Below are 17,411 nucleotides of genomic sequence, written 5' to 3'. Positions count from 1 at the left end.
AGTAAGAGGAGGAGAGTGCCATGAAAAAGAAAATCATAACATGCCTTGCATTGTTAGCCGTGTTTGTTTTAGGTATAGCGACGGTAGGAAATGCAGCAGATTTTTCGATTTTTGAAATTCGAGAAATAGCGATTAAAGGTCATAAACTCCATATTCGAGGAGATGTTGATCTTCCAGAAGGAGCCATGTTACATTTAGCGCTTCATTTCCCGGGATTTGATGGTAAACCAGGGAATAAAAAAGATATAAAAGTACATGTTAATAAGCATCATTTTTTTGTCCAGATACGCCTGCCAAAAGGAGAGAAAAATGTATCTTGGGCAGGGATATTGCGTGCTTTCTTCAGACCGTCTTGGCAGAATGAGCAGATAAGGAAGCAAGTTGGAGCTAAGGGGGAGCATTTAAAGGGGCCTAAAGTTCGTTTTGAAAATGGAGAGAAGATCTTTTTTGATCAAAAAAATTTTTCAATAGATATTTAGCCAAAGATTAAAAAATTTTTCGAAAGATATCATCCCTCGATTCGGGGGATGATATCTTTTTCTGATAAAAATAAGTTCAAGAGTTTTCGGCTTCCAGCTTGAAAGGTGTATTTTTGAAGATTTTGTAAAGAAACCCATAAGTAAGGATAATCGAGATGAATATAGTGGGGCAGAATAACGAAGTATCCGCACAAGTCAATACGTGTATTCATTATTGTATGATTTACGGAACCAATCTCCTTAAATTTTAAGAGTTTATGATTGATAATGTTATTTATTTCAGTTATCAAAAGTTCATCTTTTGATGTGTTTTCGGAGTTAAAACTCCATGGCAGTTCCCACAAGCTTGCCCACGGTCCATTTGTATCTCTTTGTCGAATTAATATACTGCCGTTATAATAAAGAACTTCAGCAGTCGCTTGCTTTTTTTCAATACGAACTCGTTTTTTTTGTACGGGACGTTCATGCTGTACCCCTTCTTGAAAAGCTTTACATACTTTTTGAAGAGGACATTCATTGCAACGTGGAAATTTGGGTATGCAGATAAGTGCTCCCAATTCCATAAGGGCTTGATTAAAATCACGAGGTGTGTCTTTGGCAAGCATGTCTTTTGCAAAATTTTCAATTTTTTGAAGGCTGCTGTTTTTTGAGATAGCGCTCTCTATATTGAATAGTCGAGAAAAAACTCTACGTACATTCCCATCGACAGCAGTATATGGCAAATTATAGGCGATACTTAAAATAGCTCCAGAAGTGTATGGCCCGATACCAGGAAGCTTTTTCAGTATCTCTTCATAGGGTGGTACTGTTTCAAAGCCCATAGTTCGTAGTTCTTTGGCCGCTTTCAATATATTTCGAGCACGAGAATAATAACCAAGCCCTTCCCAGCATTTTAGAACTTCTTCTTCTGTTGCTTTTGAAAGAGCTTCGAGATTAGGAAAATATTCTATCCAGCGGTTGAAAAAGGGAACAACGCGATCCATTTGAGTTTGTTGCAACATTATCTCAGAAATCCAGACGTCGTAAGGAGCATATGTTTTACGCCAAGGCAAATCTCGTTTATTATACTGAAACCAAAAGAGTAGTTCTTTTTTTATAGTGGCATATTTTTCCATGACGTACGAATCCGCGTTATTTCGCGGGCATCAGACTCCCTTAAAATTACGTGATCGAAAACGTTAGATGCGGTTTTTTCCTTTTGTGTCTGAACAACAGCCTTTTCGCCGTATGTAAGCTGTTCCTTAAAAATGACATCAATTTCAGAAGGACGCATTGATTGTAATATATTTGTTGGAACGGTTTCTGCTGCCCATTCGACATAAACGGCGTTATTCACATGATTATTAATGTCCAAGTCTCTAATTCGAACGGGGTAAATATCTTCAAGGTCTATTCTTTCTAAAGGAGACAAGGAAGAAAAATCAAATTCAAAAGGAATAATTTCTTTATAATATTGGGATGTTACATGACGGTCTAGCCGCATAGGACGTTTTGTAGAATAATTTATAATTATCCAAGAGGTTGTTGCTTTTGCTAAAACCTCGCCGAAAGAAGTTGTCATTTCAAAGGCTCGAAGGGAATAAAGATTTTTGTATGGGGAATGCCATGTCCTGATTGAGAGAGCTTCATCAAGTTTGGGATATCGGATCATAGAGAGATGATAACGATGAAGAACCCATGTATACCCTTTTTCCATGAGCTGAGGAATCGACATCTCCATTCGAGAGGCATCTTTATCTGCCATATCCTGAAGGTAGTTAAAGATAGGCCCTATTTTAAGCATACTATGGCCGTCTACTTCGAAAAAACGTATATGTAATGATTCTTCATACATGGTAATTATCCTCCTGGCTGAAAGTGTAACATTTTGCATTGTTTATTATAAGGCTTTTGCAGAGATGGAGGAGGTGTTATAGCGATGGAATTCGATAGTTGGAAACAGTTTGCTTCGTTAATGGTAAAGACGCAAATCGAGAGCAGAGGAATACGAGATGTTCGGGTTTTGAAAGCGATGGCAAATGTTCCACGACATCTGTTTGTTTCTTTTGAAAATCAAGCTTTGGCATATATTGACGCACCTCTCCCTATTGGAGAAAATCAAACAATCTCGCAGCCATATATGGTAGCGAGGATGACGGAGCTCCTTTGTGTTGAACCTGGAATGAAAATTTTGGAGATAGGAACAGGCTCGGGGTATCAAGCTGCCGTACTAGCAGAGATGGGAGCCATAGTTTTTTCTATAGAACGCATTTCCTCTCTTGCGCAAAAGGCAAGAAATGTGTTATGTAATTCTGGCTACGATATTAATGTTATTACTGCTGATGGTAGGGAAGGCTACGAGAAAGAGGCTCCTTACGATGGCATTATTGTTACTGCAGCTGCAGATGTAATTGAAGAAACTTGGAGAGAGCAACTTTCATCTGGAGGACGTATTGTTGTTCCATTAAGTGTTGACGTTGGTATTCAACGTTTAGTCGTTTTGTTGAAAGCAAAAGAAGGTTGGATTGATACTCGGTATGATTATTGCCGATTCGTACCTCTAATAGAAGGAACGAGTAAAGAAGAAATGGAAGATGGAAGGAGCCGATGAGTAATGGACATAAGAATACGCTCAGGAGAAATTGAAATCGATGCAACACTCAATAACACAAAGACTGCTTCTCGTATCTCAAAAATATTGCCAATAAAAAGTAGAGCTAATACATGGGGAGAAGAAATTTATTTTACAATTCCCCTTATTGCAGATTTAGAGGACGGAAAAGAAGTAGTTGAAGCGGGAGATCTTGCTTTTTGGCCTACAGGAAGCGCTTTTTGCATCTTTCTGGGGCCTACACCTGCAAGTCAGGGAGATGAGATTCGACCTGCTAGTGCAGTAACGGTTATAGGAAAGGTCAAAGGAGATATTCAGGAATTAAAAAAGGTGAAGAATGGAGACCCTATCTTTATCGAACGGGCATAAATTTTTCACTAGTGAAGATATGTAGGAAAAAAGGGACGGTTTTCAAACCGTCCCTTTTGCTTCCTTCAAATTACTTATTATAGCCGACCTAAAAACTATATCTCCATGTAAGGTAGATGCTTCGTTCGGGTCCGTAGTAGTCCCAGGTGCTAGAGCTATAGATAAATTCTTTATCAAACAAGTTATAGCAGCTTAAGCGAACTGTATGATCTCCAGATTTCCATTCCGTAAAAATATCTGTCTGGAAATAATCGTCACTAGAAGAATAACCATTTCTATTTGCCAAATAAGAAAGAGCGAGTCCAGATGTCCAGGAACCAGAATGATGTTCAATGGATGTTTTAAAGAGCCATTCAGGGAAGCCATAACTGTTGACCCATTCATTACTTTTCTTTTCTTGTGCTTTCATCCATGTCCCGCTAAGGCCCCAAGTCCAATTACGGGCGATGTTCCATTGTCTCATGATTTCCAAACCATATGACTTAAATTGGTCGACATTTTCATAGGTATTATTACGCCAGATGATTTTATCTTCCATGTCTGAATAAAATAGACCAACATTCCAGTTTCCCGTTGCGTCTGATCCCTTTATTCCTAAATCATAATTCCATCCTTTTTCTGGTTTGAGATTGGGGTTGCCAACTGTTCCCCATGGCCCCTGAGCATGCAGCTCGTAGATACTTGGCATGGCGAAGAAACGTCCTGCAGCTATATACCACATACTTCCGTTGTCAAGAGGATATTGAAAGGTTAGCTTGGGCATAAATTCATTATAATTTTCGGCATCATCTTGTCTCCAGATTTCATAGCGGAGACCAAGTGTTCCGATAATATCCCCTATCGGACGGGAGAGTTCTACGAAAGGAGCATAGTTTGTTCGCTTTTGATCAACTTCTGGATCAAAAAAGGAAGAACGGAAGGTTGATTCCTCTCGTCTGAAATAAAGCCCCCAAGAAGCTAAGGTTGATCCCCATTGGCTTCGTTTTGCAAATTCAGTTGTAAAGGCACGATCTTTGTAATAATTGTCATCATTTTGCAGTATAAAATATTTTTGATCATCATAGCCCATTAAAATATAGTAACTGTCTCCGTTGAAACGAAATGTGTGTCGTTGGTACTCTCCTTTTTCTTTGTTCATTTCGATTGGGGTTAGCCAACCTGGTGTTTCATAGTCATTTTTATATTCGCCTATTTCACTTTTAAAGAACCAGTTTTTTCCAGAAAGATTGAGACCGTAGGCATCTTCTTTATATTTGAGAGCGTTAAAATCTTTGTTAGAGAAAGTATCTTTTAGAAGGCGATGTGCTCCTTCCTCTTTATGAGAGTACCAGATGCCGGCGTTAAGACCTTCTCCACTACCTTCTCCACGAACATAATATCTTCTCCAGTCATTGGAGCCGATTTCCCCCTCTATTGTTCCACCCTGAGTGGCTTTTTTAGTAATAATATTAATAACGCCACCTGCAGCCATAGAACCATAGATGGCAGAACCAGCACCCTTTACAACTTCTATTCTCTCTATGTTTGTAATGGGAAAGTTTCGGAAATCTACTGAGGCAGCTCCAGCTGCGTGAGAAGATCTGTAATATGGAACACCATCTACGAGCACTAGAATTTCTGTTACATAACCTCTAATAGTAACTTGTGAGGAATTGGAAAAACCTGATTTTTGTTTTACATACATCCCCGGAACGTTTTGTTCAAGAATGGTTGCTAAATCTCTAGATCCGCTTCTTTCAATTTGCTCTTGGGTAATAACATATGTCGGAGCTGGAACCTCTTCCAGACTCGTTGCCAAACGACTTCCAGTAACGGTCTCTTCGGGAACAGTATAGACTTGTTCCGCTCCTGCTGCTGTTGCGAAAGAGACAAGCAACATAACCATGCACCATACTATGAGTTTCCTATTGTGAATCACTGTAGTCCCCCCTAATAAAGATAAAAAATAAGTGGCGAGGAGCACGATCGATACGATAACCACTCCTCGCCACTACAAATAGGGCGACAAAGACAGTTACCACATCACGCCCTCGCATGATAATGATATGTATCGTTTTTTAATCGGTCTCCTGACTCCAGTTCATCCTTTCTCGCGCCTTCCCAGTCTTCCCAGTGGCTATAGCGAGATTGTCCCTGTTACAGTGGCGGGGCCGTTCTGGTCTTTCACCAGATTCCCAACATCAAAAAACGATCTTTATTATTTGATTTTATGAGTTATCATAGCGATAATTGATGTTCAGTCAAGAGTTTTAAGCCTCACTAAATTCTAAAAATTGCTTTTCTTTCTCTCTTTAAAGGGGTATATGGTGAAAAAAATATGATAAAAACTATAAAACAATTGTTGTTCATAGTGGTATTGCTTTTATTTTCTTGCGCTACTGTGTCGTGTGCAGAGTTTTCTCAAGTTGAATTAGATTATGCACGTGGTTTTAATGTAGAAGAAGGTAATGGTTATTATGTTGTTACTGTATATCGTCCCTGGGGAGATTCTGTTGAACCTGAATCGTATCTATTGATAGATCGCGATAAGCCGATTCCCTTAGAGTATAAGAATCTACACGTTATAAAAATTCCAGTAGAGCGAATTGTTACTGCATCAATGACGATGCTCCCCTTTATAGAAAAGCTTGCCCCTCAAGAAGCTCTTGTTGCTGTCGGTGGTAAACGTTATGTTTATTCAGAGAAAATACGAAATATGGATCTTCCTGATGTGGCGTCAGATGCAGGATCTGGTTTGCGTCTTGATATAGAAAAACTTTTAGCTCTTCAGCCTGACGTTGTTTTTATCTATACATATACAGCAGCAGAAAAAGAATCGGTTGATCGCTTGAGAAAATTAGGAATACCGATTGTTATTGCTTCTGATTATTTGGAAGAAACACCTCTTGGGGTGGCAGAGTGGATTAAATTTGTCTCTCTTTTTCTGGGAAAAGAAAAAGAAGCTCAATCTTTCTTCTCAGAAATTGCCGAGAGTTATATATCGTTAAAATCCCTTGCAAGCCAGAGTTCTGATAGGCCGACTGTCATGGTTAATGCAGCCATAGGTGGAACGTGGTATGTTTCTGGAGGTCAAAGCTGGCCGGCTCATCTTATTCGAGATGCTGGAGCATGCTATCTTTGGTCTGAAGTCGAGAAGAGAGGAAGTGTTCCTATCGATTTTGAAAAGGTGGTGGAGAGGGCTCTGAATAGCAATTTCTGGATAAATACTTCTACATGGCAAAGTCTTGCCGAAGGCGAGAATGAAGATTCTCGTTATACGATATTTCGCCCTTTTAAAGAAGAAAGGGTATATAACAATAATGCACGAGTTACATCTGAAGGAGCAAATGACTACTACCAACAAGGTATAATGCGCCCCGATTTAATTCTAAAAGATCTAATTTCTATTTTCCATCCAGATCTTTTACCAACTCATAGCCTCTATTTTTATCGCCATTTAGAGGAGCGTTCTTTCCCATGAAACGTTCGTCTTTTGTTTCTATCTTTTTTTTAAGTGTCTTCTTTACAGGTTGTATTGTTGCTATTCTCTCTCTTTCCTTAGGATCTGTATCCATCCCCCTACGAGATGTCATTCGCGTACTTTTGGGGGATGGAGGAGTGGAAAATGGGTGGAAAATAATTCTTTTTGAGTTGCGTCTGCCCCGAATTTGCACATCATTAGTAGCTGGAGGAGCTCTTTCTGTTGCCGGTCTTGGAATGCAGACTCTTTTTCAAAATCCTCTCGCAGGGCCTTTTGTTTTGGGCATTAACGCAGGTGCCAGTCTAGGCGTTGCCTTGGCAACGCTTTTAGCGGGAAGTTTGGCAAGTTTAGGACTCGCAACTTCCTCGTGGCTGGGAAGCACTGTCGTTCTTATTGTGATGATGGGAGTGGCGGGCAAAGTAAAAAACAATACAACCCTTTTGATACTGGGACTTATGATTGGGTATGGAGTGAGCGCTTTTGTGAACGTTTTAATTCACTTTAGTTCTCCAGAACGAATTCAACAATTTATAGTTTGGAGTTTTGGCAGCTTCTCTTCTGTAAGTTGGCGTCAGCTTTTATTTCTTGTCCCGGCAGCATGTGTCGGATTTTGTGCCATGCTTTTCTTTGCCAAACAGCTTAATGCCCTCCTTTTAGGGGAAGCGTATGCCTCTACTATGGGAGTTTCTGTATATAGAGTACGCCTGGCTTTAATTGTAATAACGTCTCTTTTGGCTGGAAGTGTTACTGCTTTTTGCGGTCCTGTCGCTTTCCTCGGGGTTGCTGTTCCTCATTTATGTCGCCAAGCTTTGAAGACAGGAGACCACCGTATTTTAATTCCAGCATGTGCTTTATCAGGTGGCGTTCTCGCCCTTACAGCTGATTTTGTAGCTCATATGCCAGGAAGCGCGATGGTCTTGCCTCTTAATGCAGTTACGTCTCTTGTAGGGGCTCCCGTAGTGATATGGATAGTGCTTCGAAGTCGCCGTGGAGGAAATGTATCATGAAGCAAAAATCGTTTCTTCTTTCTGCAGAGAATCTTTCTATAGGATATGGAAAAGGTGGAAAAAGGCGAATTGTAGCCCAGAACCTTTCTGCGACTCTTTATGAAGGAGAGCTTGTCTGTCTTGTCGGTCCAAATGGAGCTGGTAAAACAACACTCCTAAAAACTCTTGCTGGAACTCAAAAACCTCTTGCAGGAAAGAGTAAAGCGATGGAAACTGAGATTTCGACTCTTACTCCTATCAAGCGAGCACAAACATTAAGTTTTGTTTTGTCTGGCCGACCTTTTGTACAGGGCTTTACCGTTTTTGAGCTTGCATCTTTAGGGCGTTACCCCTATACAAATTGGAGAGGAGAGCTTCAAGAGAGTGACAAGAAAACTGTTCTTCAGGCACTTTCAGATGTTAAGGTTCAACATCTGATGGAACGAGATTTTTCCGAGCTGAGTGATGGTGAAAGTCAGCGGGTGCTCATTGCCCGAGCCCTTGCCCAGGACACACCAATTTTACTGCTTGATGAACCGACGGCTTTTCTCGATTTACCTCGGAAAGTAGAGCTTCTCTCTCTCTTACGTCAATACGCTTGGGAAAAACGTAAGGGGGTTCTCATGTCGTTGCATGATATAGATTTGGCCTTGCGTTTTGCAGATCGCCTGTGGGTAATGAATCCGAGTGGCTCCTTTGTTGTAGGAACGCCGGAAGATTTGGCTCTTTCTGGTGTGATCGGAGAGGTTTTTTCTACCGATACAATCCATTTTTCAGAAGATACAGGAGAGTGGAAACTCAAAGAGAACTTGGGGGCTAGGGTCTGTGTTGAAGGAGATACCATTCCTAGTTTTTGGACAAGCAGAGCTTTGCAGAGGAAGGGATATACTCTCGTTTCTGTAAGTCAAGGGAGCTGTACCTTAATAGAAATTGAAGTTTCATCAAATTCTATTCATTGGTCGATTACTTTCCCTTCAGGGGAGAAGATCATAGCTCCTTCTATTGAAGACGTGCTTTTTGCTTTATCTCGTTCTTTTTAATCATTATTCCTTAAAAGAAAATGATATAGGTACTCTAACTTTTCCTGTAAAACTCTCTTCAAAAAGCCATGCTTTAAGGGCCTGAGTGGCGGCACGGTCCAACCGATTAAAACCGCTGCTTTGTTCAGTGTTTACCGCTACAACTTTCCCATTCTCAACGTCTGCTATGCAGATAATTTTCCCCTCTTCTCCTTTGCGACGGCTTAAAAGAGGATATTGGGGGTGAACCTTCCTTTTCACCACAAGGGAAGAAACATCGAAAAGTGTATTTGCTTGTTTTCTAGCATGTCCAGAGTTTCCGCCAGATAGCTCACTAAAAGAAGTTGTTGAAGATTTTGTTGATATATTGGTACTCTGCATGTTCCCTTCTTGCGTACTTTGCTTGTCTTCGGTCAATACTTTGTTATTTTTGCGGGTTTTAGAGAAAGTTTTAGGTTCAGGTGCCTCTTTTTTTTTCGGTGTGGTATCTTTTTTCTTTGTGACTGGAACCTCTTTTTTCTTTTCTGTTTGTGCGTTTTCACCCTTTTCTTTTTGTGGAACAGGAGATGAAGCTGATGTGCCTTTCCCCTCAGAGGAAAGAGAGACAAGACGAAGAGTCATTACTTTGGGAGCAGCGATATTAGTTTTTGCTTCGTGGGGTAGTGTAGAAAGACATAGCAATATAAAGACATGAAAGATAAGGCTTAAAAGAAAAGGACGCCTAAAGTGTTTCATGTCTTATTCCTCCTGAAGAGCAAGAGATATTTGCCCAAGTCCCTTTTCGTGAAGGCGGCTTAAGAGAGTGGCAACTTTTCCATAAGGAACGTTTCGGTCTGCAGCAAGCAGTACAAGCGTGTTACTTTTTTCCGCTTCCATTATTTTGATTGCAAGCTCTTCTTCTGATACTGGAATCTTATCCCAAAGGAGAGATCCATCTATTTGAAGAGTAACATATATAGCTTCTTCTGATCGCAAGGCATCGGCTTTCCCTTCTGGAAGTTGCACTTGCAGCTGACTTTGACCAAAAGAGGTGGTCAAAACAAAAAAAATGATCAAGATAAATAAGATATCAATTAGTGGTGTAATGTCTATTTCTGGCAAATGTTTTCTTGTTGGGCGTAATGCCATGATTACTCACCTTGTTTATATAAAGACGGATCAGTTGTTCCCATTAGCTTTTCGCGAATCAAAAAGTCAGCGCCGCGATAAAGGGTCTCTTCCTGGTCGTCAATTTTTGCAGAAAGGTAGGTGTAGGCTAACACAGTAGGTACAGCGATACTTAATCCCGCAACAGTCGTTAAAAGTGCTTGCCAAATTCCTCCTGAAAGAGCGATCATGGGAGCCTGATTTGCTTGGGGCAAGTCTCGAAAGATTTGAACCATGCCAAGAACAGTCCCCAGTAATCCCAGTAGTGGTGCTACTCGTGAAATCGTTGCCAGAAGAGAGAGACCTTTAAGCCATCGAAAGAGTTCTCTTCTTATTTGCTGTTCGAGCAAAAGTTTAAAAGCTTCCGTATCTACTTGCCAGTGTGTTACGGCTGCTATAAAGAGACGATGAAGAGACGAATCTCCTGAGCGCACAATTTTAGTGGCCTGTTCTGCATTATTTTCATAGAGAGCCTTACAAAGAGAAAGTTCAAGTTTTTCGGGATCAGTCGATGATCGCCGGAAAAAGAAAAGTCGTTCTACAAAAACAGCAAGAGCAATAATAGAGAGGAAAAATATAATCCACATAATTGGGCCGCCGGCTCTCATTATTTCCATACTACGTCACCTCTAAAATATAAAGTTATCATAAAAGTATGATGAATATCTTAGGTATTGTCAAAAGCAAAACAATTCAGCGGTTGACTCCAAAGTCCAACTATCTTAAAATTCAATACAATTTAATTCTCTCCCGAGTACGCAGTATACATGACTTTAACTCTTGGAGACATTGCTATTAGCGTTTTGTCAGACATTATCATATAAAGGGAGTGGTTCATAGTGGAAAGTTCGTCAAAACCCAGAGAAGGTTTTTCGTCTGGGTTAGCTGTTTTTTTTGCAGCTTTAGGTTCTGCTGTAGGGTTAGGTAATATCTGGAAATTTCCATATTTGACTGGTTCAAATGGTGGAGGGGCTTTTTTATTCGTTTATTTTATATGTATTTTGTTTGTAGGGATACCTGTTTTACTCTGTGAATGGTATATAGGTCGTCGTACTCGTCGAAATGCTATTGGTGCTTTTGAGACGTTAAAACCTGGAACTCCATGGAAAGGTATCGGTTTTATGGGGGTCTTATCCGCATATCTTATTATGTTTTACTATACATGTGTTGCGGGGTGGGTTTACTTTTACTGCTTTAAGGCATTTACGGGGGCTTTTGCCGCAGTAACAGCAAGTAGTGCAGGGGAGCTTTTCGGTCAGGTTATTGGAGTTGGGACAGCAGGTCAGTCTTTCTTCTCCAAAGAAGTGCTTTCGCCGATTTTTTGGCAGGTTATAGTCCTTTGTGTTGTGGGCACAGGTATTTCCATGGGTGTTCGAGCTGGAATTGAACGAATTACCAAAACACTCATGCCTCTACTCTTCATCCTCATCATTATTTGTGATATTAGAGCTCTTACATTACCTGGAGCAGGCCAGGGTATTCATTTCTTATTCCATGTAGACTTTTCGAAAATTACACCAGCAGTTATGTTAAGTGCTTTAGGACTTGCTTTCTTCAAACTGTCTCTTGCTATGGGAATTATGATTACGTATGGTTCATACTTCACAGAAGATGTTCACATGTTTAAAACGGCCGGGAAAGTTGCTCTTTCTGATACTCTTGTTTCGATGTTAGCCGGATTGGCCATATTCCCAACAGTCTTTTCTTTTGGCATGGAGCCCACAGCGGGGCCTGGTTTGCTTTTCATGACCATTCCTTTGGTCTTTTCCAAAATGCCTTTGGGAACACTGCTTCTTGCGGCTTTCTTTTTGCTCACATCTTTTGCAGCAACGACAGCGTTGCTTTCTTTGATGGAAGTCCCCGTTGCTTTTTGGTCTGAAGAGTTTAATGTGTCAAGGAAGAAAGCAACATTTCTCAATTGCCTTTTTATCGGTCTTGTTGGAATCACAGCAACTCTGTCTGTTGATAGTTCCAGCCTTTTAGGTGGCATTAAATTCTTTGGAGATGGGTTCTTTGATTTTTATGATCATCTTTCCGCTAATATAATTATGCCGCTCGGAGGTTTTTTAATAGCTGTTTTTGTTGGTTACTTTATAAAGAAAGACGATATTCAGTACGAATTATCCAATCATGGAACATTATGTAACGAGTCATATATTTCCTTTTTCTCTTTCGTTGTTCGTTATGTTTCACCTGCACTTCTTATCATCATTTTCTTGAACACGATCGGTGTCATTGCTTTTTAGTTTATAACGAAGCAGAAATGGAAAAGCCCTCACTTTTCATTGTCAAAAGTGAGGGCTTCTTTATTCATTATTTACGCGTTATCGAGAAGATTTTTCAAGAAGGGTGGCAATGTAAAAGCGGACCTATGTATATCTTCTGTATAATATTTCGTTCCTTCTGGAATAGCGCTTCGGGGAACAGACGGATCTAGTTTTTTAGAACCTATAGTATATGTCCACATCCCAGTGGGGTAAGTGGGCATAGCCCCCCAACAAACAGAAACGACTGGGTAGACTTTTTTCATCTCCGTGTAAGCTCCTGTCATAACATTAGCATCGGAAAAAGGAGATTCGGTCTGAGCTAACATCATGCCGTCTTCTTTCAGAGCATTCTTTACATCTTCATAGAAATTAGCTTCAAAGAGTCCTGCGGCGAATTCAACTGGGTCCGTACTATCAACTATGGCTACGTCAAATTCGTTAGAAACTGAACGAATATAGGCCAAAGCATCCATGCTTCGAACATCTGCCCTTGGGTCGTCCATAGCACAACTCAGTGTCGGGAGATATTTTTTCGCTGCATCAATGACGTCTTTATCAATGTCGATCATTGTTGCTTTTTCGACATTTTTATGACGTAATACCTCTCGCAGAACTCCGCCATCACCTCCACCAACAATAAGTACTCGTTTGGGGTCTGGATGAGCGCAGAGAACAGTGTGTGCCATCATTTCCGAGTAACAAAACTCATCTCGTTCGGCAATTTGTATTGCACCATCAAGAATAAGCATGCGGCCGTATTCCATAGTCTCAACGAGAGTAATATCCTGATACTCAGATTTCTTATTGACAAGAACTTGATTAATACGAAGACTGAGCTTCATATTGGGGGTTTGTTCCTCTGTAACCCAGAGCTCGTTGAATCTTTTAGCTCGACGTTCCAATATTTCTCATCTCCTTTGACTTATTTTTCTCGTGGCAAAATATATGCCGATAGAGGGGGGAATCCATTAAAATACACAGAAGAATAACTTTGTGTGTAAGCTCCAGTAGATAATACGTATATTCGGTCCCCTTCCTCAAGAGTTAATGGCAATTCGTACTTGTACTGTTCATAGAGAATGTCCATACTGTCACATGTAGGACCTGCAATGATAACGTCTTGTGCAAGCCCCTTCTTTTCAACATAAATGGGGTATTTTATTGATTCATCAAGTGTTTCGATAAGTCCCCCAAATTTTCCTGCATCGAGATAGACCCATCGGTACTGGTTAAATTCTGATTTCCTTGAAATAAGAACAACTTCAGAGATTAAAACACCAGCGTCACCTGCCATATAACGTCCAGGCTCAAGAATAATGTCAGGAAGATTTTCTCCAAAGTCTTCTTTCAGGAATCGTGTGATTTCAGTTCCATATACATCAGGCCCCACTGTAGGGTCAATATAACGGGAAGGAAATCCTCCTCCGAGATTTATCATCTGGAGATGGATACCTTTTTCTGCTGCCGAGTCAAAAAGATACTTGCATGTAGAAATAGCGTGATCCCATTGTCCTATATCGCGTTGTTGAGAGCCTACGTGAAAAGAGACTCCGTACGGATCAAGCCCGAGGTCTTTGGCCATAAGTATAAGTTTGTAAATTGTGTCGGGATGAGCCCCAAATTTTCTGGAAAGTGGCCAGTCTGCCCCACTTCCATCAGTAAGAATTCGGAAGAAAACTTTCGAGCCAGGGGCATATTTCGAAAGTTTGTAAAGATCGTTTTCCGAATCTGTTGCGAAAAGTCGAACGCCCTTTTCATAGGCATAAGCAATATCTTTAGCTTTTTTTATCGTGTTGCCGTAGCTTACACGATCTGGTGTAGCTCCCAGAGCTAGAACTTGATTGAGTTCATAGACTGATGCGATATCAAAACAGCTGCCCTTTTTTACGAGCAGTTTCACCACGTCATCGAGCGGATTGGCTTTGACGGCATAATAAATTTTTGCAAAAGGCATGCCTTTTTGTAGAGAATCGTATTGATTTTCGATGACATCAAGGTCAACGACAAGGCACGGCGTTTCTTTATCAGCCGCAAATTCCTTAATACGTTCGAATCGTTCTCTCGTCATAAATCGTGAGAGATCAAATTCGTAGTGATGGGATGTTTCCACTGCAGCACCTCCAATAAATATTTTAGTTTATCTGTACTTATGGTAACGGTTTGATGCTTTTTGTACAAGAAAAGAAAGTGTTATTCTTGACAGCTTCGTCAGACTCTTCTTACACTAGTAACCTAAAACATCAAGTATAAGAAGATACATGATTTTTCTTTAAAAAGATAGACCATGGAGGGAAAAATAATGTTGAACGTTCATACACTTTGTAAAAAATCGTTATTCCATCTCGTAGCCACCTTTTCTAGTGGCTCTTTACATCTTATCGACTTGCCTTTGCCACGCCCTGGCTTTGAAAATTTCCTTTCGACCTGGCTAATCAGAGACACTAAAAGAAAGAGAATCCTTTTAGTAGATCCAGGTCCTACGTCAACTTTGCCTCAGCTTTATGATTCACTTGAAAAACTCGGTATTTCTACCATAGATTATGTATTACTTACTCATATTCATATGGATCACGCAGGAGGAATGGGAGATTTCTTAGCAACCTTCCCAGATGCAAAGATTGTTGCTCCTTCCAATGGGATTAAGCACCTTATAGATCCTTCCAGGCTTGAAAGAGCAAGTAGAGAGACATTGCGAGAAATGGCTGAGACCTATGGACGGATGAGGCCTGTTCCTGCAGATGCTTTTATAGATCCGGAACAGATAGAAGGTATATCATTTATGATGACGCCTGGCCATGCACCTCACCACCAGTCAATTTTTTATGATATTGAAGAGGAGGCTCCTTTGCTTTTTGTTGGAGAGGCAGCGGGCACATATATTGGTGATGCAGAGGGAGTAAACTTCTACTTGAGACCTGCAACGCCCCCTCGATTTTTCTTTGATAAAGCTGAAGGCTCTGTTATGAAATTGATGGAAAGAGCATCGTCTCTTTTATGTTATGCACACTATGGATATGTTCGGCATTCAGAAGTGTTTCTTTCTAGAGCGTTAGCGCAGTTGAGGTTGTGGAAAAGCATACTTGAAAAAGAGTCTGGAACACTCGAAGAATTAATGGATATAATATTAGAAAAAGATAGCAACTTAAAATCTTTTTCATCTTTGACAGCAGGAGAGCAGGCACGAGAACGATACTTTACTTTGAATAGTCTCAAAGGTTTTGTAGAAGAAATTGCCTCAAAAAAAGAATAAGGAGATTTTGAATGAAAGAAAAAATAATGCGACTTTGTTTCATTCTCCTTTTTATAGCGTGTATTGCGTGGCTTCAGATTTTCTTGGCTCGTCTTTTTTCGAACTGAGGAGGCAAATAATGCTGATATTAGCAGCTGATATTGGAGGAACATCAAGTCGTTTTGCCCTTTTTTCCATATTGAAAGGGAAACTTTCTCTCGAAAAAATAATACAAAAAAAGACAAAGGAGTATGCATCTTTTTTTGAGATTTTGGAAGAGATTGCTAGTGAAGATTCCAGCTTTTCTTTTGACAGTGTATCGAGTGGTGTTCTTGCGCTGCCTGGTCCGGTAAACAGTAAAAATGACGTTGTTTTAACAAATGTTTCATGGTCCGTTCCTATACGGGCCCTTCGGCAGCAATATAACAAAACTTCTTTTTATGTCGTTAACGATTTTATTGCTCAAGTATACGGTTGTCTTGCTCTTAAAGAGGAGGATTGCATTATTATTCAGAAAGGGAAACCTGATCCTGGCGGAGTTCTTGCGGCCATTGGCGCAGGAACTGGATTAGGGCATGGTGCAGCAATTCCTTTACCTTCTCAAAAATATATTCCCCTTCCATCAGAAGGAGGACATTCGACGTTTTCTTTTCTTCAAGAAGAACATTCATATGAGTCTTTTTTAAAAAAAAGACTTTCTCTTTCATATATAACGAAAGAGATTGTTGTTTCTGGAAAGGGACTTTCTCTTTTACATGAATTTTTAACGGGGCGCTACCTTTCTCCGCCAGAAGTTGTTTCGAATACTGTCGGTTCTTCACTTACTACAATGCTTTTCTCTTCGTTTTATGCGCGGGCATGCAGAGATTTATGTCTCTACACTTTGCCCACAAGAGGACTTTTCATTACAGGAGGCATAGCCATTTCCAACCCGTGGATCATAGATAACAATATGTTTAGAAAAGAGTTTAATTTTTCCTTTTCACACAGCCAGCTTTTGGGTCAGATCCCTGTGTATCTTCTCAGAAATGAGGCCAATGGCTTGTGGGGCGCTATCTATTATTTTCTTCAGTGTCTCTCTGGTGCTGAACACATAATTGGTTTTAATGATTCTTTTTCATAACGGTAAATAATGCCGTCAAAAGGTTCAGGTTCTTTTGCACTGGAAAGCGTAATAGACGTGTCATCATACGCTATAGAAGTAAGCTTTAACGGAAAAACAAATTTGCTTAAATCTAGAAGAGGTTGAATTTGTGATACAGCTTTTTCTGTAACAAAATCAGGAACATCGACTCGATTGACCCGAACTTTATAATCGTCAAGCCAGATTTGTTGTTGGTTTACTATTTTTAGGCGGCTTTCAATTTCTATAAGGATGTCGAGTTTCAGAAGCAGACGAACAAGGTAATATCCCTTAGCATAAATTCCATCGGGACTAATATCTAATTGTATATTATGCCAATGATCATCATCTCCAAATTCTTTTTGGAGTAAGTTTCTGTTTATGTCATCTTCACAGATGACACCTTTAGCATGGATATTCATAATATAGTTAACTTGAGGGCCTTCTTCGCCCCATGTAGTTATGGGGGAGAGTTGTACTCCCATGGCTCTAAGCGAAAGACTTTTGATACGAACTCCACCAATAATAGCCCCCTGTATATCCATGTACATATCACGAATATATCCATTTTCGTTGGGTTCTTCATCAAAAACAATAGTCATCTTTTCGGGATCAAGTTCTTTAATGAAATGATGTTGAAGACGTTGACCTGTAGTCAGCGCTGATATTTCTTGCCCCCAAAGAGGAGCGGAATGAAATATGAGGATAATGGAAAGCAAGCACAGAAGAGAGTTTCGCCTCAT

The 17,411-nt window shown here is 40.2% G+C and carries 18 protein-coding genes and 1 riboswitch; of the genes, 9 read left to right on the top strand and 9 right to left on the bottom strand.

The genetic code is table 11. The features are described from left to right. Positions 1–20 precede the first annotated feature (20 nt). Positions 21–479, top strand: a complete 459-nt coding sequence (locus RBH88_RS08955) for a hypothetical protein (protein ID WP_213696030.1) — start codon at positions 21–23, stop codon at positions 477–479. Positions 480–508: 29 nt separating this feature from the next. Here the strand turns inward: RBH88_RS08955 and mutY are convergent, their stop codons facing one another. Both mutY and RBH88_RS08945 read right to left on the bottom strand, forming a co-directional pair. Continuing rightward, entirely contained in the window at positions 509–1,594 is a 1,086-nt protein-coding gene (gene mutY / locus RBH88_RS08950) for an A/G-specific adenine glycosylase (RefSeq protein ID WP_307879560.1), read from the bottom strand. Continuing rightward, complete coding sequence (locus RBH88_RS08945) at positions 1,573–2,313, bottom strand: acyl-[acyl-carrier-protein] thioesterase (protein ID WP_213691382.1); 741 nt, start codon at positions 2,311–2,313, stop codon at positions 1,573–1,575. Before RBH88_RS08945 ends, mutY begins: the two co-directional genes overlap by 22 nt. 84 nt (positions 2,314–2,397) lie before the next feature. On the opposite strand from RBH88_RS08945, the gene RBH88_RS08940 reads away from it, so the two are divergent. Together RBH88_RS08940 and RBH88_RS08935 are read left to right on the top strand one after the other, a co-directional pair. Continuing rightward, positions 2,398–3,069 carry a protein-L-isoaspartate(D-aspartate) O-methyltransferase gene (locus RBH88_RS08940; protein ID WP_307879559.1) on the top strand — a complete coding sequence of 224 codons (672 nt, stop codon included), beginning with the start codon at positions 2,398–2,400 and terminating at the stop codon, positions 3,067–3,069. A gap of 3 nt (positions 3,070–3,072) precedes the next feature. Beyond that, positions 3,073–3,438: a cyclophilin-like fold protein gene (locus RBH88_RS08935; RefSeq protein WP_213691384.1), complete on the top strand. Its 366-nt coding sequence runs from the start codon at positions 3,073–3,075 to the stop codon at positions 3,436–3,438. An 88-nt stretch (positions 3,439–3,526) separates the two neighbouring features. On the opposite strand, the gene RBH88_RS08930 is transcribed toward RBH88_RS08935, so the two are convergent. Further along, complete coding sequence (locus RBH88_RS08930) at positions 3,527–5,356, bottom strand: TonB-dependent siderophore receptor (protein WP_307879558.1); 1,830 nt, start codon at positions 5,354–5,356, stop codon at positions 3,527–3,529. Between the two features lie 123 nt (positions 5,357–5,479). Beyond that, a riboswitch (cobalamin riboswitch) is annotated at positions 5,480–5,655 on the bottom strand. Between the two features lie 100 nt (positions 5,656–5,755). Between RBH88_RS08930 and RBH88_RS08925 the strand changes: the two genes are divergently transcribed. From RBH88_RS08925 to RBH88_RS08915, 3 genes are read left to right on the top strand one after another with little or no spacing between them, the layout of a single operon-like run. Beyond that, a complete protein-coding gene (locus RBH88_RS08925; protein WP_213691386.1) occupies positions 5,756–6,898 on the top strand; it encodes an ABC transporter substrate-binding protein in 1,143 nt (380 codons plus the stop codon). Then, entirely contained in the window at positions 6,895–7,905 is a 1,011-nt protein-coding gene (locus RBH88_RS08920) for an iron ABC transporter permease (RefSeq protein WP_213691387.1), read from the top strand. The genes RBH88_RS08925 and RBH88_RS08920 overlap by 4 nt, the downstream gene beginning before the upstream one ends. After that, positions 7,902–8,924, top strand: coding sequence for an ABC transporter ATP-binding protein (locus tag RBH88_RS08915; protein ID WP_213696034.1), 1,023 nt, complete (start codon positions 7,902–7,904; stop codon positions 8,922–8,924). Before RBH88_RS08920 ends, RBH88_RS08915 begins: the two co-directional genes overlap by 4 nt. Positions 8,925–8,927: 3 nt before the next feature. Here RBH88_RS08915 and RBH88_RS08910 read toward each other — a convergent pair whose 3' ends face one another. The 3 genes from RBH88_RS08910 to RBH88_RS08900 are packed head-to-tail and all read right to left on the bottom strand — an operon-like array spanning position 8,928 to position 10,666. Beyond that, the gene (locus RBH88_RS08910) at positions 8,928–9,638 is read right to left on the bottom strand and encodes an energy transducer TonB (RefSeq protein ID WP_213690943.1); all 711 of its coding nucleotides are present in this window, start codon (positions 9,636–9,638) and stop codon (positions 8,928–8,930) included. Between the two features lie 3 nt (positions 9,639–9,641). Then, positions 9,642–10,031: a biopolymer transporter ExbD gene (locus RBH88_RS08905; protein WP_213690944.1), complete on the bottom strand. Its 390-nt coding sequence runs from the start codon at positions 10,029–10,031 to the stop codon at positions 9,642–9,644. A gap of 2 nt (positions 10,032–10,033) precedes the next feature. Continuing rightward, positions 10,034–10,666 carry a MotA/TolQ/ExbB proton channel family protein gene (locus RBH88_RS08900; RefSeq protein WP_213690945.1) on the bottom strand — a complete coding sequence of 211 codons (633 nt, stop codon included), beginning with the start codon at positions 10,664–10,666 and terminating at the stop codon, positions 10,034–10,036. Positions 10,667–10,888: 222 nt separating this feature from the next. On the opposite strand from RBH88_RS08900, the gene RBH88_RS08895 reads away from it, so the two are divergent. Further along, positions 10,889–12,295 carry a sodium-dependent transporter gene (locus RBH88_RS08895; RefSeq protein ID WP_307879557.1) on the top strand — a complete coding sequence of 469 codons (1,407 nt, stop codon included), beginning with the start codon at positions 10,889–10,891 and terminating at the stop codon, positions 12,293–12,295. A 71-nt stretch (positions 12,296–12,366) separates the two neighbouring features. On the opposite strand, the gene speE is transcribed toward RBH88_RS08895, so the two are convergent. Next, positions 12,367–13,218, bottom strand: coding sequence for a polyamine aminopropyltransferase (gene speE / locus RBH88_RS08890; protein ID WP_213690947.1), 852 nt, complete (start codon positions 13,216–13,218; stop codon positions 12,367–12,369). Positions 13,219–13,238: 20 nt separating this feature from the next. Then, positions 13,239–14,426 (bottom strand): type III PLP-dependent enzyme, encoded by a 1,188-nt coding sequence (locus RBH88_RS08885; RefSeq protein WP_307879556.1) that lies wholly within the window; start codon positions 14,424–14,426, stop codon positions 13,239–13,241. A gap of 189 nt (positions 14,427–14,615) precedes the next feature. On the opposite strand from RBH88_RS08885, the gene RBH88_RS08880 reads away from it, so the two are divergent. After that, the gene (locus tag RBH88_RS08880; protein ID WP_213690948.1) at positions 14,616–15,566 is read left to right on the top strand and encodes an MBL fold metallo-hydrolase; all 951 of its coding nucleotides are present in this window, start codon (positions 14,616–14,618) and stop codon (positions 15,564–15,566) included. Positions 15,567–15,684: 118 nt separating this feature from the next. Further along, positions 15,685–16,668 (top strand): glucokinase, encoded by a 984-nt coding sequence (locus RBH88_RS08875; RefSeq protein WP_213690949.1) that lies wholly within the window; start codon positions 15,685–15,687, stop codon positions 16,666–16,668. On the opposite strand, the gene RBH88_RS08870 is transcribed toward RBH88_RS08875, so the two are convergent. Continuing rightward, the gene (locus tag RBH88_RS08870; protein WP_213690950.1) at positions 16,614–17,411 is read right to left on the bottom strand and encodes an LmeA family phospholipid-binding protein; all 798 of its coding nucleotides are present in this window, start codon (positions 17,409–17,411) and stop codon (positions 16,614–16,616) included. The two genes, RBH88_RS08875 and RBH88_RS08870, sit on opposite strands and share 55 nt — an antisense overlap.

The organism is Aminobacterium sp. MB27-C1, assembly GCF_030908405.1.
Lineage (GTDB): Bacteria > Synergistota > Synergistia > Synergistales > Aminobacteriaceae > Aminobacterium.
Note: the sequence above shows the minus strand (reverse complement) of the source record. Positions and strands in the feature narration are given on the sequence as shown.